Source organism: uncultured Alcanivorax sp. (assembly GCF_947258575.1).
Taxonomy (GTDB): domain Bacteria; phylum Pseudomonadota; class Gammaproteobacteria; order Pseudomonadales; family Alcanivoracaceae; genus Alcanivorax.
Map to the genome: position 1 here is coordinate 240058 of NZ_CAMYIV010000010.1, position 19986 is coordinate 260043.

At 59.4% G+C, this 19986-nt stretch carries 20 protein-coding genes; 11 read left to right on the plus strand and 9 right to left on the minus strand.

The features are described 5' to 3' along the window. The first annotated feature begins 582 nt into the window (after positions 1 to 582). Together Q0Y02_RS10835 and Q0Y02_RS10840 are read left to right on the plus strand one after the other, a co-directional pair. Positions 583 to 915: a phosphotyrosine protein phosphatase gene (locus Q0Y02_RS10835; RefSeq protein WP_297767921.1), complete on the plus strand. Its 333-nt coding sequence runs from the start codon at positions 583 to 585 to the stop codon at positions 913 to 915. 56 nt (positions 916 to 971) lie between these two features. Next, complete coding sequence (locus Q0Y02_RS10840; RefSeq protein ID WP_297767923.1) at positions 972 to 1421, plus strand: hypothetical protein; 450 nt, start codon at positions 972 to 974, stop codon at positions 1419 to 1421. Between the two features lie 164 nt (positions 1422 to 1585). Here the strand turns inward: Q0Y02_RS10840 and Q0Y02_RS10845 are convergent, their stop codons facing one another. The 3 genes from Q0Y02_RS10845 to Q0Y02_RS10855 all read right to left on the minus strand — a co-directional run bounded on the left by Q0Y02_RS10845 (position 1586) and on the right by Q0Y02_RS10855 (position 5057). Beyond that, on the minus strand, positions 1586 to 2194 hold the full coding sequence (locus Q0Y02_RS10845; RefSeq protein ID WP_297767927.1) for a class GN sortase: 609 nt from the start codon (positions 2192 to 2194) through the stop codon (positions 1586 to 1588). Further along, complete coding sequence (locus tag Q0Y02_RS10850; RefSeq protein ID WP_297767930.1) at positions 2181 to 4145, minus strand: marine proteobacterial sortase target protein; 1965 nt, start codon at positions 4143 to 4145, stop codon at positions 2181 to 2183. The genes Q0Y02_RS10845 and Q0Y02_RS10850 overlap by 14 nt, the downstream gene beginning before the upstream one ends. Positions 4146 to 4388: 243 nt before the next feature. Beyond that, entirely contained in the window at positions 4389 to 5057 is a 669-nt protein-coding gene (locus Q0Y02_RS10855) for a GntR family transcriptional regulator (protein WP_297767933.1), read from the minus strand. A gap of 152 nt (positions 5058 to 5209) precedes the next feature. Here Q0Y02_RS10855 and Q0Y02_RS10860 point away from each other — a divergent pair, with 152 nt between their 5' ends. Continuing rightward, positions 5210 to 6358, plus strand: a complete 1149-nt coding sequence (locus tag Q0Y02_RS10860; RefSeq protein WP_297767936.1) for an alkane 1-monooxygenase — start codon at positions 5210 to 5212, stop codon at positions 6356 to 6358. Between the two features lie 329 nt (positions 6359 to 6687). Here Q0Y02_RS10860 and Q0Y02_RS10865 read toward each other — a convergent pair whose 3' ends face one another. The 5 genes from Q0Y02_RS10865 to def all read right to left on the minus strand — a co-directional run bounded on the left by Q0Y02_RS10865 (position 6688) and on the right by def (position 12628). Then, positions 6688 to 8139 (minus strand): TrkH family potassium uptake protein, encoded by a 1452-nt coding sequence (locus Q0Y02_RS10865; protein WP_297767939.1) that lies wholly within the window; start codon positions 8137 to 8139, stop codon positions 6688 to 6690. A 21-nt stretch (positions 8140 to 8160) separates the two neighbouring features. Beyond that, positions 8161 to 9537, minus strand: coding sequence for a Trk system potassium transporter TrkA (gene trkA / locus Q0Y02_RS10870; protein ID WP_297767942.1), 1377 nt, complete (start codon positions 9535 to 9537; stop codon positions 8161 to 8163). A 126-nt stretch (positions 9538 to 9663) separates the two neighbouring features. Then, positions 9664 to 10968, minus strand: coding sequence for a 16S rRNA (cytosine(967)-C(5))-methyltransferase RsmB (gene rsmB, locus Q0Y02_RS10875; protein WP_297767945.1), 1305 nt, complete (start codon positions 10966 to 10968; stop codon positions 9664 to 9666). After that, the gene (gene fmt / locus Q0Y02_RS10880) at positions 10946 to 11914 is read right to left on the minus strand and encodes a methionyl-tRNA formyltransferase (protein ID WP_297767948.1); all 969 of its coding nucleotides are present in this window, start codon (positions 11912 to 11914) and stop codon (positions 10946 to 10948) included. Before fmt ends, rsmB begins: the two co-directional genes overlap by 23 nt. Positions 11915 to 12121: 207 nt before the next feature. Further along, on the minus strand, positions 12122 to 12628 hold the full coding sequence (def, locus tag Q0Y02_RS10885) for a peptide deformylase (RefSeq protein ID WP_297767951.1): 507 nt from the start codon (positions 12626 to 12628) through the stop codon (positions 12122 to 12124). A gap of 145 nt (positions 12629 to 12773) precedes the next feature. Between def and Q0Y02_RS10890 the strand changes: the two genes are divergently transcribed. The 8 genes from Q0Y02_RS10890 (at position 12774) to Q0Y02_RS10925 (ending at position 19171) form a co-directional block, all read left to right on the plus strand. After that, positions 12774 to 13847 carry a LysM domain-containing protein gene (locus tag Q0Y02_RS10890; RefSeq protein ID WP_297767954.1) on the plus strand — a complete coding sequence of 358 codons (1074 nt, stop codon included), beginning with the start codon at positions 12774 to 12776 and terminating at the stop codon, positions 13845 to 13847. Positions 13848 to 13925: 78 nt separating this feature from the next. Beyond that, on the plus strand, positions 13926 to 14987 hold the full coding sequence (dprA, locus tag Q0Y02_RS10895) for a DNA-processing protein DprA (protein ID WP_297767957.1): 1062 nt from the start codon (positions 13926 to 13928) through the stop codon (positions 14985 to 14987). Positions 14988 to 15110: 123 nt separating this feature from the next. After that, positions 15111 to 15329, plus strand: a complete 219-nt coding sequence (locus Q0Y02_RS10900) for a hypothetical protein (RefSeq protein WP_297767959.1) — start codon at positions 15111 to 15113, stop codon at positions 15327 to 15329. Positions 15330 to 15366: 37 nt separating this feature from the next. Next, positions 15367 to 15957, plus strand: a complete 591-nt coding sequence (locus Q0Y02_RS10905) for an L-threonylcarbamoyladenylate synthase (protein ID WP_297767962.1) — start codon at positions 15367 to 15369, stop codon at positions 15955 to 15957. A gap of 26 nt (positions 15958 to 15983) precedes the next feature. Then, entirely contained in the window at positions 15984 to 16892 is a 909-nt protein-coding gene (gene hemF, locus Q0Y02_RS10910) for an oxygen-dependent coproporphyrinogen oxidase (RefSeq protein WP_297767965.1), read from the plus strand. Then, a complete protein-coding gene (gene aroE, locus Q0Y02_RS10915; protein WP_297767967.1) occupies positions 16889 to 17701 on the plus strand; it encodes a shikimate dehydrogenase in 813 nt (270 codons plus the stop codon). Before hemF ends, aroE begins: the two co-directional genes overlap by 4 nt. A gap of 22 nt (positions 17702 to 17723) precedes the next feature. Beyond that, a complete protein-coding gene (locus tag Q0Y02_RS10920) occupies positions 17724 to 18152 on the plus strand; it encodes an ion channel (RefSeq protein WP_297767971.1) in 429 nt (142 codons plus the stop codon). A 41-nt stretch (positions 18153 to 18193) separates the two neighbouring features. Then, the gene (locus tag Q0Y02_RS10925) at positions 18194 to 19171 is read left to right on the plus strand and encodes a lipid A deacylase LpxR family protein (protein ID WP_297767974.1); all 978 of its coding nucleotides are present in this window, start codon (positions 18194 to 18196) and stop codon (positions 19169 to 19171) included. A 247-nt stretch (positions 19172 to 19418) separates the two neighbouring features. On the opposite strand, the gene Q0Y02_RS10930 is transcribed toward Q0Y02_RS10925, so the two are convergent. Next, positions 19419 to 19955 (minus strand): gamma carbonic anhydrase family protein, encoded by a 537-nt coding sequence (locus tag Q0Y02_RS10930; RefSeq protein WP_297768098.1) that lies wholly within the window; start codon positions 19953 to 19955, stop codon positions 19419 to 19421. Positions 19956 to 19986: the final 31 nt, after the last annotated feature.

Sequence of the window (19986 nt, forward strand, 5' to 3'; positions counted from 1 at the left end):
TGGATTTGTAAAGGGGGGGGGGGCTTTGCCAAAAAGCACGCTCGTACTGGCATTATGTCGAACGTTCGCGATTTGTCAGTTGGGATAAATTCTCAACCTGGTGGTAAGTCACTAACCAATATCAAATTATTCGTGGCCAATGTGATAAGCCCAAAATAATTATGTCGAATTGAGTTAAGTCGATTCGTTCGTCCTAATACGCTGTTAATGAGCCTATGAAAAAGTTCAGCTCCAGAAATATGGTTAGTTTCGTATGCGATCATGTCTTTAAGAATGAGAGACCTATCCTTCTCGTAGCCCATGAGGATGGCGATTGGCAGTTTCTGTGTGGTGTTGGAGATGATGATTTCGAGTCACCGGATAGCCTGCATGTAGTCGGTGTGGGGCATTTAATCGACCGAGACCCAAGTATAAATCTGTGTGCTGACTTGCCGAATGGGTATGAGGCAGAACGTAGCGAAATCAACGAGCCCTGGGTACGAACCAAGATCGATGGAGAGGCTCATTAACAAGCGCATGTTGTCGGACTGGTTTTCCGCTGCGCTCCAAATCAGCCGCAAATACGGGCGTTATGTGGTTTAAATGACGATGAATCTACTTTTTGTATGTAGTGAAAACCGCTTGCGAAGCCCTACCGGAGAAGAGGTTTTTTCTAAGTATGAGGGCGTTAATGCAATTGGTGCTGGCACAAATGCCGATGCCGAGACTACGGTAAGTGGAGACCTCATCGAGTGGGCGGACGTTGTCTTCGTTATGGAGAAGTCCCATAGAAATAAGGTCTCAAAGAAGTTCAAAGAGCTTCTCAAAGGCAAGAAGCTGGTGTGCCTGGATATACCTGACAATTACGACAGGATGGACCCTGTCCTTATCCGGCTACTTAAAAACAAAGTGGCCAAGCATGTTCGCTTTAGGTAGGCCACCTGGTATCAATTTTGAACCGTGACAGAAAACATCTTAACTAAGGCTACGACGTGAAAAAGAGAGAATTTCCCGAAATGATGAAGCCTGCGTTACTTCCCCTTATTCTGGCTGTGCTCGTCGGCTGCACAAATGTGACCGGTGATACCCCCAGGACCATTTCCTCACAGGAAGCAGAAAATCTGAGCGCTGTGCGCCTCTTCTCAGTAGCAGATACATTTTTCTCCGAAGCGGGCTATGCGTGCAGTGCTGATGCGGACGCTGGCCAATTTCGCTGTTCCAGAGCACTTCGGGATCTTTATATTCATCAGACAACCGCCGAGGTGAACATTTACCCCGGTGATGAGGGTAACAAAGCCCACAGGATCATCGCGACCCGCTGGGATGAGGGGTTGATTCCCAGTGAGCTGATTTCCAATACCTATGCCAACGATGACGTTGAGGCGTTCTGCGCTTATCTTGCCAGCGCCAAAGTTGCGTTATGTAGTGAATATAAAGGTTAAAGGCTGGTCTCCGATTACTTAATTTCCGCATTTTTTCTGATTGCCCGTTGGCACTCTTCAAGCAACGCTCCAACGGGATCCGGTTGAGTCTTCTGAAAGTGCCGCCCAGGCAAAAGGTCTGTATGAGACTGGGATCGCGCCGCCATTCACGTTATTTGCTGCCTTCACCCTTTGGAGTGACCTTGGTTCGTTGCTCCGTCTCGCTGCGTTTCATCAGGGTAAGTGTGAGCGGCTACGACGTAGCGTAAGGGTCCGCCGGGGGTGATGGCGTCGAAGGGGTAGCAGGTGATCAACAGTAGCTGTTGGTCGTCCAAGGGGATGTGCAGGGGCTGCTTTTGGCTGTTGATGACCTGCTGGGCGGCGACCTGAAACTGGTGTCGTGAGCCGTCGGTAAATTGCACGGTGAGGGCTTCGCCGGTGTTCAGTGTTTCCAGAAAGGCAAAGTGGGTGTCGCGGTGACCGGCCAGGGTGAGGGCCTGGTCGCTGCCGATGCCGCCGGCCAGTCGGCCGGGGCCGAAGGCCAGGGCTTCGCCGCTGGTGCTTTCCAGTACATAGAGGTTTTTTCCGGCGGGGGTGGTGAGCCGCGCCACCGGCCAGGTGTCCGCCCAGGGCCAGGGGCGCTGGGGGGCGCCCTGGTCCAGGGTGGTTTGCCAGGCGTGGGCGATCAGGTGCTGGGCCAGCCAGGCCTTGCCGTCCAGCCAGCTGGCCCAGCCTGCCAGCCCCAACAGGGCGACCAGGCTCAGTACCAGCAGGCCGCGCTCATACCGCGCCATGGGCCTGTCTCCGCTGGCGCAGCCAGAGCAGCAGGGTGACGATCAGCAGCACGCCGGCCAGCCGCCATAACAGGGGCGCCGGGGTGGCGGTGCCGGGCCAGGCGGTGCTTTGTTGAGTGCCATGGGGTGCCTGGTTGCGGACGGTGTCGTGCAGCAGGGGTTCATGGGCCGGGCGGGAGACGGTTTCTTCCACGGCGATAAAGCTGGTGTAGCGGCTGACCAGTTGATGGCGCAGGGCCACCTGGGTGACCAGAGGGGCGATATCCGTTTCCGGGGCGCCGAGGGTGATGCGGTCCATCAGGTCGGCGATCTTGCGACGGGCCCACAGGCTGGCGGTGCCCGGATGGTTGCTGTTGTTCGGCAGGGTGACCGGCTGTTGCCAGTGTTTGTCACTGTAGCCGCTGACGGTGATCTGGTCCGTGGGGCCGGAGAGTTTCATGGCCACCAGCAAGGGCTCACCGGCGTACAGATCTGGCAGCTTTTGTGGCCAGCGTTCAGCGACGATGCCCTGCGGCAGTTGCACCTGCAGGTTGCGCATCAGCGGAGATTCCAGGCGGCGGAACAGGGTGTCCATGCCTTGCTGTACCTGGTTCTGGTCGTTGATATAGGTAAAGCTGCCGCGCCCGAATTGGGCGGCGCGGGTCATGAAGTGGCTGTTGGGGGCGGAGCCGATGCCCACGGTGAACAGGCGCGCTTCGCCGAGCTGTTGATGCAGGGCCCGGAAGATGCCGTTCTCGTTACCCACGGCGCCGTCGGTGATAAAGATCACCTGGCGCAGGTAACCGTCGCTGGCGGGTTGGCTCAGGGTGGCGCTGAGTGCCGGTAGCATGTGGGTGCCGCCGCTGGCCTGCAGGCTGTCCACGAAACCCTGGGCCTGTTGGCGACTGCTGTCGTTGACCGTGGCCGGCGCTTCAAACAGCAGGGTGTGCTGGCTGTCGAAGTCGGTGATGTTGAAGCGGTCGCCGGGCTTCAGGCGTTGCAGGGCCAGTTGCAGGCTGGCCTTGGCCTGGCGCATGGGGGCGCCGCCCATGGAGCCGGAGCTGTCGATGATGAACAGGGTTTCCCGGGGCAGGGCGCTCGCTTGCTCGGTTTCCGGGGGAACCACCATCAGCAGGGCATAGTGCTCGCCGTCGATTTCCTCATAAAAGCTGGTGGCTAGCGGTTCGCCGGTGTCTTCCAGTTCCCAGTTGAGCAGCAGATCCCGGTCCATGGGCACGGGGCCGGCTTTCGGGGTGATGGTGTAGCGTCGACCGTGGCGTTGCGAGTGGATGGCATGGCTGGGGCTGCCCAGGGTTGCCAGGCGGTTGCCGGCGTCCAGATCAATATGGATGGACGCGGTGCCGGCCTCGGCGGTGCCGCCGGGGTTCGCCACCGTATTGCGCAGCAGGGAATCCAGCGGATGGGGCGTTTCCGTAGCTGGGGTGAAGCGAGGCGTCAGGGTAAGCGGCAGGCGCAGCTGGAAGCGGCGTCCGTCCACGTCCAGAGTCTGCTGGTAATGCAGCTCCACCTGAATGGTTTCGCCGGGGGCGATATTGGCCACGGCGGTGGTGAACAGGTTGGGGCGCTGCTGGCTGACCAGGCTGGCTTTCTTGCCGCTGGCGCGGGCCTGCCGATACGCCTGTTCCGCTTCGGCTTTCTTGTCGATGCGGCCGACAATGCGCCTTTCTCCAATGGTCAGCACCATGCCGTCCACGGCGGCGTTTTCCGGTAGAGGAAACAGGTAGCGACCCTCACGAAACTGCTGGCTGGCATTGCGAAAGCGTTGCGTCAGAGTGACCCGCGCCAGAGGTCCACTGGCGGTGATGTGAGCGTCAGTGTCGAGCAGGGTGGCGGCGGAAATATTTCCCCGGTCATCCGCCAGCAGCAAGGCGCCGGTGGCGGCTTCGTCCTGCCAGTCCGCCCGGGCGGTGAATGTCAGTAGCAGTAGCGAGAAGAAAAGCGTCAGTTTCATGGTGGCCTCCTTGTGATGAGGGCCAGCATGGCAAGGGGAGAAGGGGGCTTTGTGGGGATTGTGTGGGGAGGAACCAGTGAACAGTTAATAGTGGACAGTTAACAGCGCGCGACCGGTGTTGTGTCTGGTTTTAAACGTGGAAAGCCGCGCTCAGGGGCTTGGGCGCGGCTTTCAATGCTGGCAGTTGGCTGAGAAATCAGTTCGCGAACTATTAACTGTTCACTGTTAACTATTCACTGCCTATTAAGCTGCGTTGCGGCGTTTAGCGATGGCGCGCAGGACGATCTGGCACTGGTTTTCGCCGTATTCGCGAATGTCTGCTTCGGCATCAGCGGTGTTGCGGCCGACCACGTTGATCAGCAGGCGCTTGAACAGCTGCAGGGAAACGTCGAACTCGGAGGTGTCTTCCTGCAGGGCGATAAACGTATAGCGCTTGAGCAGGGGGATCAGGTCGACAATGTCATCGGCCAGGTAGCGGTTGTTGGCGAATCGTTCGGTGGCGATTTCCACAAAGCGGAAGGCCAGCTGGTGGGCGGCGGGCAGGTCGTTGCCCTGATAGTGCTGCTCCAGTTGCGGCAGCATTTCCACCATGTCCTCGATCTGGCCGGGCATCCAGTTGCTGGCAGCCTGGCCTGCCAGTCGCGACAGCAACATGAACAGGAAGTCGTAAAGGTCGTGAACCTGCTCATCAGTGACGTCGCACACCCGTGCGCCCTTGCGCGGCTGCAGCTCGATCAGGTGCTGCTTTTCCAGCACGCGAAAGGCCTCCCGAAGTGAGTTAGTGCTCACATCAAGTTGCTTGGCCAGATCATTTTCCGGCAGGCGGGCCCCGGGTGCCAGGGTGCCAGTGATGATCTGCTCGGCCAGGTGCTGGGCGATTTGTTCGCTCAGGCTGACGGCTTTCAACGACATGACAACGGTCCTTTTCAGCTTCGGCGGGAATTATCCTCCGAGGTTGTTACTATGTCACTAAATGAGTTGTTTGACAATTCAAGAAATCAGGGATAGCCTAACCGTCACATTGAAGACTGTTACTTTTGGCTTGAACTAGCGAGGTATGAGCCATGTTCGAGAGCATGAATGCTGACGTAATGCTAAAAATGAAAAAATACGGTTACCTGACTTTCTGGGCCTTGATGGTGCCGCTGGTGCCGTTTTCTGCCTTTGTGGGTGTAGAGAGCGGCACACAGGACTACTGGGCGTGGTTCATGTATGTCTTCATCTTCGGGATTATTCCGATCCTGGATTTCCTGGTGGGTAAGGACCCGAGCAACCCGAACGAGGAAGTTCAGGTGCCGACCATGAGCGAGGAAATCTTCTATCGGGTGTCCGCCATCGCCATGGGCTTTGTGTGGATCGCGGTGCTGTTCTACGCCGGCCACGTTTTCATGACCAATGATTACGGCCTGCTCGGCAAGATCGGCTGGATCGTGTCCATCGGTACCGTGGGTGGCATCATTGCCATCAACCTGGGTCACGAGCTGATCCACAAGGATCCGAAGGTGGAAAACTGGATGGGTGGGCTGTTGCTGTCCACTGTGACCTACGCCGGCTTCAAGGTGGAGCACGTGCGTGGTCACCATGTCCATGTATCTACGCCAGACGATGCGTCTTCCAGCCGCTACAATCAGAGCCTGTATGACTTCCTGCCCAAGGCGTTTGTGCGCAATTTCAAGAATGCCTGGAGCCTGGAAAAGAAATACCTGGAGCGTAAGGGCAAGAAGAACATCAGCGTTCATAACGAACTGATCTGGTGGTACAGCATTTCTGCCTTGTTCGCGGTGACCTTCGGGCTGCTGTGGGGCTGGCAGGGTGTGGTGTTCTTCCTGGGCCAGAGCTTCTTCGCCGCACTGGCACTGGAGATCATCAACTATATCGAACACTACGGTCTGCACCGTCGTGTAAACGATAAAGGTCGCTTCGAGCGGGTAACGCCGGCCCACAGCTGGAACTCCAACTACCTGCTGACCAACCTGGCCCTGTTCCAGCTGCAGCGTCACAGTGATCACCATGCTTACGCCAAGCGTCGTTATCAGGTGTTGCGTCACTATGACGAAAGCCCGCAGCTGCCGGCCGGTTACGCCACCATGTTTGTGCTGGCAATGATCCCGCCGCTGTGGAAGAAAGTGATGAACCCGCGGGTGGAAGCCTACTACGAAGGTGAGCTGGACCAGCTGTTCCGCGAATCCAAGCGGGTTAACAATATCGCGTAAGAGCAGTTAACAGTTAATAATTAATAGTTAACAGCTAGAACAAGAAAGCCCCGGCATTGCCGGGGCTTTTTCGTTTCTGCGAAGCTTACTGTGGGAAGCGATGCTTGCATCGCGAATAGCGGCGTTTCTGTGAATCCTTTCGCGTCTCAAGTGGCGTATTCGCCACGCTCACCCTTCGGGCTGCACTTCGTGGGTTACTCCGCTACGCCCCGTTCCTACACCGGGGGCCGTGGGTTCGTGCCGTTCTGTTGGCGCGGGCAAGCCCTCTCCGTTGGCAGGGCACAGCCCCGCGCAACTATTAACTATTCACTGTTAACTATTAACTGCTTTCATTGTCGCCAGAACATGGGCGTAAACAGCACGAGCAGGGTGAATACCTCAAGTCGCCCGGCAACCATCAGTACCGTCATCATCCACTTGGCACTATCGGTAATGTTGGCAAAGCCGCCGCCAACCTGGCCGATACCGACGCCCAGGTTATTGAGGCTGGCAGCCACGGCGCTGACGGCGGTGGTCAGGTCCATGCCGGTCATGGTGAACAGCAGGGTGAAGATGACCGACAGGGTGATATAAACCCCGACAAAGCCCCAGACCGCCTGTAAAACCCGATCCGGCACCGAGTGGCGGCCAAAGCGCAGGGCAAACATGCCGTTGGGGTAAATCAGCCGTCGCAGTTCGCGCACGCTGTGGTGGAACACCAGGGCGGCGCGCACCGCTTTCATGCCGCCACCGGTGGAACCGGCGCAGCCGCCGATGAAGCTGGTGAAGATCAGCAGGTAAGGAATAAAGCCCGGCCAGGCGGCGGCGTTGGTGCTGGTGAGCCCGGTGCCCGTGCTGAACGACGCCACCTGGAAAGCGGAGTGGCGCAGCGCATCATCGGCAGTCACATCGACTTCGAAAGCCAGCAGGCCCACGGTAATCAGCCCGGTATAAAGCAGGAACAGGGTCATGAAAAAGCGGAATTCCGGGTCTAGTACATAGGCCATTAGTGAGCGACCGCGCCAGACAGCAAAGTGCAATGCGAAATTAAGGCCGCCAATAAGAATAAACAGGGTGGCAGTCCAGTCGATCCAGGGGTTGTCCCAGTAGGCCATGGAGGCGTCGTGGGTGGAGAAGCCGCCGGTGGCCACGGTGCTGAAACTGTGGCAGATGGCATCAAATATGGTCATGCCTGCCGCCCAGTAGAGCACGGCGCAGGCCATGGTGATAAACAGATAGAGCAGCCACAGAGCCTTCGCGGTTTCGGCAATACGCGGGGTGAGCTTGGCATCCTTCATGGGGCCGGGAATTTCTGCCTTGTACAGCTGCATGCCGCCAACGCCGAGCATGGGCAGAATCGCTACCGCCAGTACCACTACGCCCATACCGCCCAGCCACTGCAGTTGCTGGCGATAGAAGAGAATGGATTTGGGCAGGAAATCGATGCCGGAAAGAATGGTGGCGCCGGTGGTGGTCAACCCGGACATGGATTCAAACACTGCATCGGTAAAGCCCACCGGCACGTCATCGCTGATATACAGCGGCAAGGCCCCGATCAGCCCCAGTACCGACCAGAACAGGGTCACTACCAGAAAGCCGTCGCGGGTTTGCAGCTCTTCCTTGTGCTTGAAGAAGGGCAGCCACAGGGCCAGCCCCAAAAGCAGGGTGATGACGAATGACACTAGGAAGGGGCCTTCGCTACCTTCCTGATACCAGTAGGAGACAGCGACGGGCGGCATCATGGTGAAGCTGAACACCACCAGTAGCAGGCCGAGAATTTTCGAGATCAGTGCAAAGTGCATGCGCTGGCGTGGCCTCGGCCGTCAGAAGAAGGTAAACCCGACCTGGAACAGTTTTTCCACGTCCCGGGTGCGGCGTTTGTCGATCAGGAACAGGATCACATGATCATCGGGTTCGATGACCACATCATCGTGGGCAATCAGCACCTTTTCACCGCGCACGATGGCACCGATGGTGGTGCCTTCCGGCAGGTCGATGTCTTCAACAGCTCGGCCCACTACTTTGGACGATTTGCTGTCGCCGTGAGCGATCGCCTCGATGGCTTCCGCGGCACCCCGGCGCAGGGAATAGACGTTGACCACATCGCCCCGCCGCACATGGCTGAGCAGGCTGCCGATGGTGGACTGCTGGGGCGAGATGGCGATATCGATATCGTGGCCCTGGACCAGATCCACATAGGCCGGGTTGGAGATCAGCGTCATCACCTTGCGCGCGCCCAGTCTTTTGGCCAGTAATGAGGCCATGATGTTGGCCTCGTCATCGTTGGTGAGGGCGCAGAACACGTCGGTGTTTTCGATGTTGGCCTTGAGCAGTTCGTCCCGGTCCGTGGCGAGCCCTTGCAACACCACGGTCTGGTGCAGTTTTTCGCCGAGCCATTCCGCGCGGCCGGGGCTGCGCTCAAGAACTTTCACGTTATAGCGGTGCTGGATGCTCTTGGCGAGCCGGTAACCGATGTTGCCGCCGCCGGCGATAAGAATGCGTTTGTAGTTATGTTCCAGGCGACGCAGTTCGCTCATCACCGCACGGATATCGTTCTTGGCGGCGATGAAGAAGACCTCATCATCTGCTTCGATCACCGTGTTGCCTTCGGGAATGATGGGGCGGCCGCGGCGGAAAATGGCCGCCACTCGGGTGTCCACATTGGGCATGTGCTTGCGCAGTTCGCGCAGCTCGTTGCCTACCAGTGGCCCACCGTAATAGGCGCGCACCGCCACCAGCTGTACCCGGCCACCGGCAAAGTTCACCACCTGCAGGGCGCCGGGGTGCTCGATAAGCCGTTTGATATAGTCGGTGACCACCTGCTCGGGGCTGATGATCACATCAATGGGCAGGGCGTTTTCGTTGAACAGCTTGTCGGCGCGGCTGGTGTAGTGAGCGGTGCGGATGCGGGCGATTTTCGAGGGGGTGCGGAACAGGGAGTAGGCCACCTGACAGGCGATCATGTTGACCTCGTCAGAGTTGGTGACCGCGATCAGCATGTCCGCGTCTTCGGCGCCGGCATCCTTGAGCACCGCCGGGTAACAGCCCATGCCGCGCACGGTGCCGATATCCAGGCGGTCGCCCAGTTCGCGCAGACGTTCCGCATCGGTATCGATGACGGTAATGTCGTTGCGCTCGTTGGCCAGGTTCTCGGCCAGGGTGCCGCCCACCTGGCCGGCACCGAGAATAATGATCTTCATGCGCTTTGCTGTCTCTCCAGTCCCCGAACAGCGCGATTTCCTTCCCTGTACATACCAGGGGAGGGGTAGCGCCTCGAGCGGCGCTCTTACACGACTTTTCTCACAAGGGAGAAAAACGCTGCCCGCTCAAGTGTCCTTTCGCAGGCACGCCAGATAAAAACCGTCTGGCCCATGGTGTTGCGGGAACAGCTGCCACCCCGCGCTGACCATTGTGGCCTCTTCCGGCCGTGGCGTCACATCCCGGGCCTGTGGCTGGCGTTGCAGGAAGGCGCTGACCTGATGATCGTTTTCGTCCCGCAGTACCGAGCAGGTGGCATATACCAGCATGCCGCCGGGTTTGAGCAGCGGCCATAGTGCATCCAGCATGCGCGCTTGTAAATCAACCAGTGCGCGGATGTCGGACGCTTTGCGGTGCCATTTCACATCCGGCTGGCGGCGCAGGATGCCGGTGGCGGAGCAGGGGGCATCAAGCAGGATGGCGTCGAAGGGTGTGCCATCCCACCAACTCGACGGGTTGCTGGCATCGCCTTGCAGCAAGGTAACGTCGGCATTGAGGCGGGCCAGGTTTTCTTTGATGCGTGCCAGCCGTTTGCCTTCCAGTTCCAGGGCGACCAGCTCCGCGTCGGGGAATTTCTCGCAGAGCTGACCGGTCTTGCCGCCGGGGGCGGCACAGGCATCCAGGATGCGGCCGGTGGGTGGGCATTGCAGGACTTCGCCGGGTAACTGGGCGGCTTCGTCCTGTACCGACAGGGCGCCCTGTTCAAAACCGGGCAGCTGGAAGACCGGCCGCGCCGGACTCAGGTAGATGCTCCAGGGGGACAGCTCGCCGGCGCGGGCGCCGTCGCCGAGGGCGGCGATGGCGCCGGCGCGCTGCTGCTGGCGGCGGTTGACGCGAAGGGTGAAGGGTGGCGTTTGCAGGTTGGCCCGGGCCATGGCTTCCGCGTCGGCGGGCCAGTCCTGTTGCCAGCGCTTGAATAGCCAGTCCGGCAGGCTGAGGCGGATGTTGGGGCTGGCGTCGGCGACGGCATCGTCAATCGTCAGCTTGCTGGCCTTGCGCAGAATGGCATTGCTGAGCCCGGCGGCCCAGGGGGCTTTCAGTTTGCGACACAGCTGGGGGTAGGCGTTGACGATGGCGTGGGCGGGCCGCTCGCTGAACCACAGTTCGTAAAGCCCGGCGAGTAACGCCAGTCGCACCGGCTGGGCACTGGCCTTGAGGGGTTTGCCCAGTTGCTGGTTGAGCCAGTGGTTGAGTGGGCGCAGGTGGCGGCAGACGCCGAAACAGATGTCGCGCATCAGGCCGCCGTCGGCGCCCTGCAGGGGGAAGTCGCGCAGCACTTCGCGCAGGCTTTCCCCGTCGCCTTTACCGGGCAGCACCCTGTTGAGGACACGTACCGCGGTCAGGCGCGGGTCAGACGTTGTCAATGGAGTCACCCAGCGGTTCGCCTGCCTTGAACAGATCCGGGTTGCCGCGAAGCAGGTCGGCCACGGCCATGCGTCGCTTGCCGGGCAATTGCAGTTCTTCAAGAATCAGCATGCCATCGCCGGTGGCCACGTGGATGCCGCTGTCGTCCACGTTGAGGATATGGCCGGGTTCATCGCTATCCCGACCGGGCTGGGGGCTTTCGCTGGCTTTCCAGATACGCATGGGCTGGCCGTTCAGTGGGACCCAGCTCACCGGAAAGGGATTGAAGGCGCGAATGCGGTTGTAGAGGGCACGGGTGGGCAGGCGGAAATCCAGCCGCGCTTCGGCCTTGCTCAGTTTGTGGGCGTAGGTGACGCCGTCGTCCGGCTGCGCGGTGGCGTTGGCCAGGTAGTGCTCAAGATCGTTCAGTACGGTGACCAGCAGGCGGGCGCCCTGGGCGGCGAGCCGGTCATGCAGTTCGCCCCCGGTTTCGTTATCACCAATCGGCAGGCTTTCGCTGAGCAGCATGGGGCCGGTGTCCAGGCCTGCTTCCATCTGCATGATGGTGTTGCCGGTTTCGGTGTCGCCCATGGTGATGGCGCGCTGGATGGGGGCCGCACCGCGCCAGCGGGGCAGCAGGGAGCCGTGCACGTTGAGGCAGCCCAGGCGCGGCATATCCAGCACCGCCTGGGGGATGATCAGGCCGTAGGCCACCACGACCAGAGCATCCAGATTCAGGTCACGCAGCTGCTGGCGGATCTCGTCGCCCTTGAGGTTTTCCGGCTGCAGTACCGCAATGCCGTGGCTTTCGGCCAGCACCTTGACCGGGCTTTGCTGCACTTTCTTGCCGCGCCCGGCGGCCCGGTCCGGCTGGGTGAGTACCGCAACCACCTCGTGGTTACTGTCCAGAACCGCCTGCAGGCTGGCGGCGGCGAAATCCGGGGTGCCGGCGAAGGCAAGGCGTAAGGGTTTCAAGGTGAACCTCTGATGAGTTGTGAGCGGCAAGCTTCAAGCTACAAGGTGCAAGGCGCGGATCAGGACGGTGCTAGCTGATATGCGCCCTGCCCGCGTTTAAAAGGACGATTCGCGATGCGAGCATCGTTTCCCACAACGGTGGAAGGTGCTGGGGCGCGAAGATTTTGCCTTTCCTTGCGGCTTGTTCCTTGTGGCTTGGAGCTGTCTTTAAGCTTGCTGGCGGTGGATCTTTTCCAGTTTCTTCTTGATGCGATCGCGCTTCAGCCGGGACACATAGTCCACGAACAGCTTGCCATCCAGGTGGTCGATCTCGTGCTGGATACAGGTGGCCAGCAGTTCGTCGGCTTCTTCCTCGAAGGTATTGCCGTCACGATCCAGCGCCTTGATACGTACCCGGGCCGGGCGTTGTACCTTCTCGTAGAAGCCGGGCACGGACAGACAGCCCTCTTCATAAGGGGCCACCTCATCGGTGAGCGGGGTGATCTCCGGGTTGATGAACACGCGGGGCTGGGTCTGGTCCTCGGACAGGTCCATCACGATCAGCCGCTGATGCACATCCACCTGGGTGGCGGCCAGGCCGATGCCCGGGCAGGCGTACATGGTTTCGAACATGTCGTCGATCAGTTTGCGAAGCTCGTCATCTACCTTTTCCACAGGCTTTGCTACCGTGCGTAGCCGGGGGTCAGGGAATTCCAGTATTTCCAGTTTGGCCATGTACCTTCTCGGAAGTTGCGATAGCACTCGAATTTCGGTTGCTAAATATATGATCGCATTGCTAATATCCAAAAGAAACCGTGTCCGTGAAAACCGGTCCACGGCCGCTCTCGGGGATGAGTCCAATAATGATAAAAGGAATCCGATGATGATGAAATCGGTCCAGCGCGCCCTGGCCTTCGGGCTGTTAGTGTCTTTATCCGGCCTGGCGGCTGCCCAGGTCATGCTCAAAGAGGGGCATCCCGGCAAATATTTCGTCAAGAATGGCGATACCCTTTGGGATATCAGCGCCCGTTTTCTGCAAGAACCCTGGCAATGGCCAGAGATCTGGCAGATCAATGAAGAAATCAGTAATCCCCATCTTATCTATCCCGGTGATGAAATTCGTCTCACCTATGTGGATGGAGAGCCCCGGCTGTCGGTCAAGCGTGGTGTGGAAGAGAAGACCCTGCCCAACGGCACGGTCAAGCTCACTCCGAAAGTGCGCGAGATTGCCAATGATGAGGCTATCCCTGCCATTCCTGCCGGCGCCATTGCTGCTTATCTGAAGGAAGGCTTGGTGGTCAGCCGCCAGGAGATTGCCGAGGCTCCCTACATTGTCGGGGGGCGTGATCGCCGGGTGATCTACGGCGAAGGCGACACCGTTTATGCGCGTGATGCCCTGACTCAGTGGGAAAATCTGGATCAGAGCTATGGTATCTACCGTACCGGTGAGCAGTATGTGGACCCGGATACCAACGAAGTGCTTGGCTATGAGGCCCGGCAGATCGGTCTGGGTCGGGTGGCTGGTCAGGAAGAGGATATGGTGACCCTCAGGGTAACCAAGTCCAACGAAGATCTGCGTATCGATGATCGGCTGTTCTCTACCGAAGATCGCCGGGTTCGCTCCGTGTTGTACCCGTCGGCGCCGGATACCAAGATCGAAGCCAAGATAATCCGCTTCTTTGATCGCATCAACAGCGTGGCCCGTAACGATGTGGTGGTGATCAACAAGGGTCTGCGTGATGGTCTGGAAGAAGGCAATGTGCTGGATGTGTTCGGCCAGGGTGAGGTGGTCCGTGATCGCCAGCGTGGCGACCGGGTGCAGCTGCCCCGGGAAAGAACCGGTTCCATGGTGATCTTCCGTGTCTTCGACAAGGTCAGCTATGGCTTGATCATGGAATCCCAGCGGCCTATCTACATGAATGATGTCGCCGAAAGCCCGGCGGGCAGCTACTGATTTATTAAATCGCGGTAGCGCTCACCGCCGGAGTTTCGGCTCCTGACAACCCGTCAAACGCACACAAGGAGGTGGGCGATGGACGGACAATACAAACGCCTGCTATTGCAGGCGTTGTTTTCCCCGTCTTCCGCGGCCCTGGGCCGTGCTCTGAAACAGCAACCCATCGACCGCACTGCGCTGGCCGATTACCTTCCCCTATTGCCGGCTGGCCTGAAAGCGCGGCGCAAGCTGCTGGATAATACCGGTTCCCTGACCGCGCATTACGAGCATCTGCGTGAGCAAGGTTGGTACTGGCTGGCGCTGGGAGATGCGGGTTACCCATCCCTGTTGGCCCAGCTCGGGGATGCCCCCGGGGTGCTGGCGGTGCGCGGCAGTGTGGCGGCGCTGAATGCGCCCGGTCTTGCCATCGTCGGTGCGCGCAATGCGTCAGCGGACGGGCTGGACAACAGTCGCCGTTTTGCCCGGGATCTTGCTGGCAGTGGTTTCGTGATCGTCAGTGGTCTGGCTCTGGGGGTCGATGCGGCGGCGCATCGGGGGGCGATCAGCAGCGGACGTACCGTTGCGGTGCTTGGTAGTGGTCCGGATCGCATTTACCCGCCCCGCAATGCGGTACTGGCTGGCCAGATCGTGGCGGCCGGTGGTGCTCTGGTCACGGAGTTTGCCCCCGGTGCACCGCCACTGCCGGCCCAGTTCCCCCAGCGCAATCGGGTGATCAGCGGGCTGAGTCTGGGCACCATTGTGGTGGAAGCTGCCATCAAGAGCGGTTCCCTGATTACCGCTCGCACGGCTCTTGCCCAGGGTCGCGAGGTATTCGCCATTCCCGGCAGTATTCACAATCCCTTGAGCAAGGGCTGTCACCAGCTATTGCGTGATGGTGCCAGCTGGTTGGAATCCCGAGAGGATATTTTCCACGCCTTTGGGGACTTCCGGCGCAGTGTGGAAGCGGCCGGGGTTGATGAGGCGGACTTGCCTGCGCTGCTCCAGTACCTGACCGGTGGCCTCAATTCCCTGGATGCCCTGCAGGAGCGCACCGGGATGCCAATCACTGACCTGGCCGGGCAGCTTTCAGAGCTGGAACTGGAAGGCTGGGTAGAGCGAGTGGCCGGCGGTTATCTGAAGCGCAGCGGTGCGGCCTAGCGACGATCACCCTGCAGGAGCCGCCCGAAAGAATCGTTCCTGAAGGAGGCTTCCCGGATTTGACCTTTGCGGGCCAGGGGCGGAATGTTGAAGGTGTCAGGGAGTCTGTATTCGAGGTGTGCCATGTTCGAGATCTATGTGCCCCTGCTGCGAGGACAAGGAGAGTGGCGTGTGGTGGATGCGGTCCATGTGGGTGGTATGCGCTACCGGATTATCGGCACCATGCCAGACGGTGAGGAGTGGGCGTTCACACCGGGTGAGGAGGTGGAGTGTGAAACCACCGAGGTGAAGAAAGGCAAAAAGGCGCTCACGGCAAAACGCCTGTCACCGGTGCCACTTTAGCCAGGCAATCATTAGCTCTCCCTTGAGCCGGCATCCCATGCAGGGTATTTTCCCGTCTTTCTTTCAGGGCGAGTTCGTCATGTACCAGCATCTGCATAGCGCCGCACAGATCATTCAGGCCGGTGGTGTGGTGGCTTATCCCACCGAGTCGGTCTATGGGCTGGGCTGTGACCCTTTCAATGAAGAGGCAGTATTGCGGCTGTTGGCCATCAAGGAGCGCCCGGTGAGCAAGGGCCTGATTCTGATCGGCGCAGACCTGGCACAACTGGAGCCCTATATCCGCCTTACCGACAGTCAGCGTAAGCAAGTGTCAGGACAATGGCCGGCACCGCTGACCTATCTGATTGACGCCGACGATAGCGTGCCCGCCTGGGTACGCGGCGCCTTCAGCAAAGTGGCGGTGCGGGTGCCGGATCACCCCCTGGCCCGGGACCTGTGCCGGGCGGTGGGTCAGCCGATCATCTCCACCAGTGCCAATATCAGTGGTCGCCCGGCGGCCCGTAATCAGTTCCAGGTGGCCCGCCAGCTTGGCGAGCGGCTGGACTTTATTGTCAGTGGCGCCTGTGACCGGGCCGCCAAACCCTCTACCATTATTGATCTGGAAAGTGGCCGCACCTTGCGCGCTTAAGCCAAGTATTCGAACCGGGAGACGGCATGTCAGAGGTATCACTGCAGGCGGTGAAGGACTACCTGCTGGGCCTTCAGGATCGCATTTGCGCGGAATTGGCCGAGGAAGATGGCAGCGCCACCTTCCGTGAAGACAGTTGGGACCGGGAGCAGGGCGGCGGCGGCCGCAGCCGGGTGCTGGAAAACGGTGCCGTGATTGAAAAGGGCGGGGTGAATTTTTCCCATGTGTTCGGCAATCAGTTGCCGCCGTCCGCCACCGCCGCCCGCCCGGAATTGGCGGGTCGCAGTTTTCAGGCCATGGGGGTGTCGCTGGTGATTCACCCGAAGAACCCCTACGTGCCCACCAGCCATGCCAACGTGCGCTTTTTTGTCGCCGAAAAAGAGGGCGAAGACCCGGTGTGGTGGTTCGGCGGCGGTTTTGATCTAACGCCTTTTTATGGTTTCGAAGAGGATGTGGTGCACTGGCACCAGACCGCCAAGGAGGCCTGTGACCCTTTCGGTGACGATATCTATCCGGAGTTCAAAAGCTGGTGCGATGACTATTTTTATATAAAGCATCGCGACGAGCCACGTGGTGTGGGCGGATTGTTTTTCGATGACCTGAATCGCTTCGATTTCGATACCAGTTTTGCGCTGATGCGCAGTGTCGGTGATGCTTATATCCAGGCCTATCGGCCCCTTGTGGCCCGGCGTAAAGACCATGATTATGGCGACCGGGAGCGCCAGTTCCAGCTCTATCGGCGAGGGCGTTATGTGGAATTCAACCTGGTCTACGATCGCGGCACCATCTTCGGGTTGCAATCCGGCGGGCGCACCGAATCCATCCTCATGTCCCTACCGCCACTGGTGCGCTGGGATTATGACTGGCACCCGCAGCCGGACAGCGCGGAGATCGAGCTCTACCAGAAATTCCTGATTCACCGGGAGTGGTTATGACAGCCCTGTATTGTGTGTTCGGCAATCCGGTGGCCCATTCCCGCTCCCCGGATATTCATCATGCCTTTGCTGCCCAGCGCGACGATGATCTGCGTTATGAAAAGCGCGAAGCGCCACTGGATGATTTCGCCGGCACGGTAAACGCCTTTCGTGAAGAAGGAGGCCTGGGCGCCAATGTGACCGTGCCCTTCAAAGAGCAGGCCTTCGATCTGTGTGATGCGGTCACCGAGCGCGCTGGCCAGGCGGGTGCGGTGAACACCCTGTGGTGGGATGGCGATCAGCTCCATGGCGACAACACCGATGGTGCCGGGCTGGTGAAAGATATCCGCGACAATCTTGGCTGGTCCATTCAGGGCAAGCGGGTGCTGGTACTCGGTGCTGGCGGTGCGGTGCGTGGTGTCATGGGGCCGTTGCTGACGCAAGCACCGACGCTGGTGCGCATTGCCAACCGCACTGAGGAAAAAGCCGCGGTTCTGGCTCGCGGTTTTATGGATGGAAAGAACCCGCCGGTACTGGGTAGCGGACTGGATAACCTGACCGGGCAGTTCGATCTGGTGATCAATGCGATCTCTGCCGGCCTTCATGGCGAGATGCCGCCTTTGCCGGAGGGACTGCTGGCAGCAGGCGCCGTGGCTTATGACATGGTGTACGGCAGCGAGCCCACGCCTTTCATGCGCTGGGCGCAACAACAGGGCGCGGCAGCCACCGCCGATGGTTTGGGCATGCTGGTGGAGCAGGCCGCAGAAGCCTTTGAAATCTGGCGTGGCTGGCGCCCGGACAGCGCGCCGGTAATTGCAGGGCTGCGCTAGCGTTATGGCGGAAAGTGCGGTGATGAGTGAAGTGCTGTTTGCCTCCATGGTCAGTCTGGCCATGGTGCTCACCACCGTGACACTGCACTACTGGGCCCTGGCGGGTTTGTCCACATTGCTCAAGCGCTGGTCGAATTTCCGCGGTGAGATCCTGCTGGTGGTAATGGTCATGTTTATCGCCCATATGGTGGAGGTAACGCTTTATGCCTGGGTCTATCTGATTCTGGATCGGGGCGATACCGCCATGGACCTGGCCGGTGCGGTAGATGGCAGTTTCCTGGATCACCTGTATTTCTCCACCGCCTGCTACACCTCACTGGGGCTGGGTGACCTGTATCCTCTTGGGACGTTGCGACTGATTGCCGGCGTAGAGGCGCTGAACGGACTGATACTGATCACCTGGTCCGCATCGTTCGCCTTTCTGGTCATGCAGCGGCGGTGGCGTTTTTGATGTTGATCGCGGGGAACGTCATTTTACCGAGAGGAATGGCCATGCCCCCGCGTGTTCTGTTGGCCCTTTCCTGCTTGTTTCCTCTCTCTTGCCAGGCGTCCACCTTCGGTTTTTCCTGGGATAACGATCTGTTTGTCGGTTCCGACGGCCAGTACACCAATGGCGTGCGCATCAGCTGGGTGGGTGATGCCCATGACCGTTGTGATCGCAATGGGACGTTTACCTGCGGTCTGGCCGCTGCGCTGGACCCACTGCCCGGCATCGGCCTGGATGATGAAAAGCATGCACTGACCCTGAGCCTGGAACAGATCATGATTACGCCGTCTGACATTGCGCGTGAGACGCCGGACTTCAATGATCTGCCCTACGTGGGCTACAGCAATCTGGAGCTGGGGTTGTTCAGCTGGAATGGAAATAGTTTGTTCGGCTATGGCGTGCGTGTTGGCGTTGTGGGGCCTGATTCAGGCGCTGAGCAGTCGCAGAAAGTGGTACATAAAGTGACGGGCTCCACGGAGCCACAAGGCTGGGATAACCAGCTTGGCTCAGATTTGATCGGGGGAGCCTACTTTATCAATGCCCGTCGTCTGATGCGCTATTCCGGTCGCTCGTTGGAAAGTGAAGTGGGTTACGCCTGGGGAGTGGATGCCAATAACTTCAACGGCACCGCCAAGGTTGGCGGGTTCTGGCGTATCGGTCAGAACCTGCCGCGTAACTTTATTCCTGATTATGCGGGCATTGGTACCGCCGGTTCCCTGGTGGGGTTGTTCGATGGTGAGGGGTTTGGCTGGGAAGTCTTTTTCGCCAGCTTTGGCGAATACATCGGTTATTCCTATCTGGAAGAAAACAGTGGCCCTTATGATGTTGAGTCCCGTGACGGTATTCTCGGGCTGGTTCTCGGCGGCGGCATCCGTCTGGATGATTTTTCCTTCACGCTGACCTTGCAGGGGTCTTCATCGCCGATTCGTGACAGCGACGATATTCTGAGTTTCGGGAATATGTCGTTTATGTGGAGAATTTAGCTACGAGCTACGCTGGTTGGATAGGGAAAGGCCAAGAAGTTCCCACGAAATCCGTGTTCTCTACGAAGCCGCTGTAGGAGCTATGCTTGCATGGCGAACCGCGCTTGCGCGGAAATCGCCCGCAGGGCGATCAGGAATCTCAGAGCTCGACAGGTTTCAGAAATAACAGAACGACGGCTAGATTGATCTTCATTCCCCTCGCTACGCTCGGTTCGCGGCTCTAGTGCAGCTGCTACAGTTAGTCTCTTTACCCCTCCTCACCCAGATACCGATCCTTCAGCCGCACATAATTCCCGGCCACATAAGGCAGAAATTCCCGCTCTTCCTCGGTGAGGGCACGCACCTGCCGGGCCGGCTGGCCGCGGTAGAGGTAACCACTTTCCAGCCGTTTCCCTGGCCCCACCAGGGAGCCGGCGGCGACGATGACATCGTCTTCCACCACGGCACCATCCATGATGATGGCCTGCATGCCTACCATCACCCGGTTGCCCAGGGTGCAGCCGTGCAGCATGGCCTGGTGGGCGAGGGTCACATCGTCACCGATCTGCAGGGCGAAGCCGCCCGGGTTGAAACGGGAATCGTGGGTGATGTGCAGCACCGCGTTGTCCTGGACGCTGACCCGGGCGCCGATGTGGATGGCATGCATATCCCCGCGAATCACCGCCCGCGGCCAGACGGAGCAGTCATCCCCCAGGGTCACGTCACCGATTACGGTGGCATCCGGGTCGACAAATACCCGTTCGCCCAACTGCGGGGCCTTGTCTTCAAAGCGGCGAATCCCCATCACTGATAAACTCGATAGCTGAATGTCATCG

Bases quoted from the DNA above. Each gene is read 5' to 3' on its own strand.
- Q0Y02_RS10845 (WP_297767927.1), bottom strand. From the start codon at position 2,194: ATGGCGCGGTATGAGCGCGGCCTGCTGGTACTGAGCCTGGTCGCCCTG.
- Q0Y02_RS10850 (WP_297767930.1), bottom strand. From the start codon at position 4,145: ATGAAACTGACGCTTTTCTTCTCGCTACTGCTACTGACATTCACCGCC.
- Q0Y02_RS10865 (WP_297767939.1), bottom strand. From the start codon at position 8,139: ATGCACTTTGCACTGATCTCGAAAATTCTCGGCCTGCTACTGGTGGTG.
- dprA (WP_297767957.1), top strand. From the start codon at position 13,926: ATGGACGGACAATACAAACGCCTGCTATTGCAGGCGTTGTTTTCCCCG.
- aroE (WP_297767967.1), top strand. From the start codon at position 16,889: ATGACAGCCCTGTATTGTGTGTTCGGCAATCCGGTGGCCCATTCCCGC.
- hemF (WP_297767965.1), top strand. From the start codon at position 15,984: ATGTCAGAGGTATCACTGCAGGCGGTGAAGGACTACCTGCTGGGCCTT.
- Q0Y02_RS10905 (WP_297767962.1), top strand. From the start codon at position 15,367: ATGCAGGGTATTTTCCCGTCTTTCTTTCAGGGCGAGTTCGTCATGTAC.
- Q0Y02_RS10890 (WP_297767954.1), top strand. From the start codon at position 12,774: ATGATGATGAAATCGGTCCAGCGCGCCCTGGCCTTCGGGCTGTTAGTG.
- Q0Y02_RS10855 (WP_297767933.1), bottom strand. From the start codon at position 5,057: ATGTCGTTGAAAGCCGTCAGCCTGAGCGAACAAATCGCCCAGCACCTG.
- trkA (WP_297767942.1), bottom strand. From the start codon at position 9,537: ATGAAGATCATTATTCTCGGTGCCGGCCAGGTGGGCGGCACCCTGGCC.
- Q0Y02_RS10860 (WP_297767936.1), top strand. From the start codon at position 5,210: ATGTTCGAGAGCATGAATGCTGACGTAATGCTAAAAATGAAAAAATAC.
- Q0Y02_RS10835 (WP_297767921.1), top strand. From the start codon at position 583: ATGACGATGAATCTACTTTTTGTATGTAGTGAAAACCGCTTGCGAAGC.
- Q0Y02_RS10920 (WP_297767971.1), top strand. From the start codon at position 17,724: ATGAGTGAAGTGCTGTTTGCCTCCATGGTCAGTCTGGCCATGGTGCTC.
- Q0Y02_RS10925 (WP_297767974.1), top strand. From the start codon at position 18,194: ATGCCCCCGCGTGTTCTGTTGGCCCTTTCCTGCTTGTTTCCTCTCTCT.
- Q0Y02_RS10900 (WP_297767959.1), top strand. From the start codon at position 15,111: ATGTTCGAGATCTATGTGCCCCTGCTGCGAGGACAAGGAGAGTGGCGT.
- def (WP_297767951.1), bottom strand. From the start codon at position 12,628: ATGGCCAAACTGGAAATACTGGAATTCCCTGACCCCCGGCTACGCACG.
- Q0Y02_RS10930 (WP_297768098.1), bottom strand. From the start codon at position 19,955: ATGGGGATTCGCCGCTTTGAAGACAAGGCCCCGCAGTTGGGCGAACGG.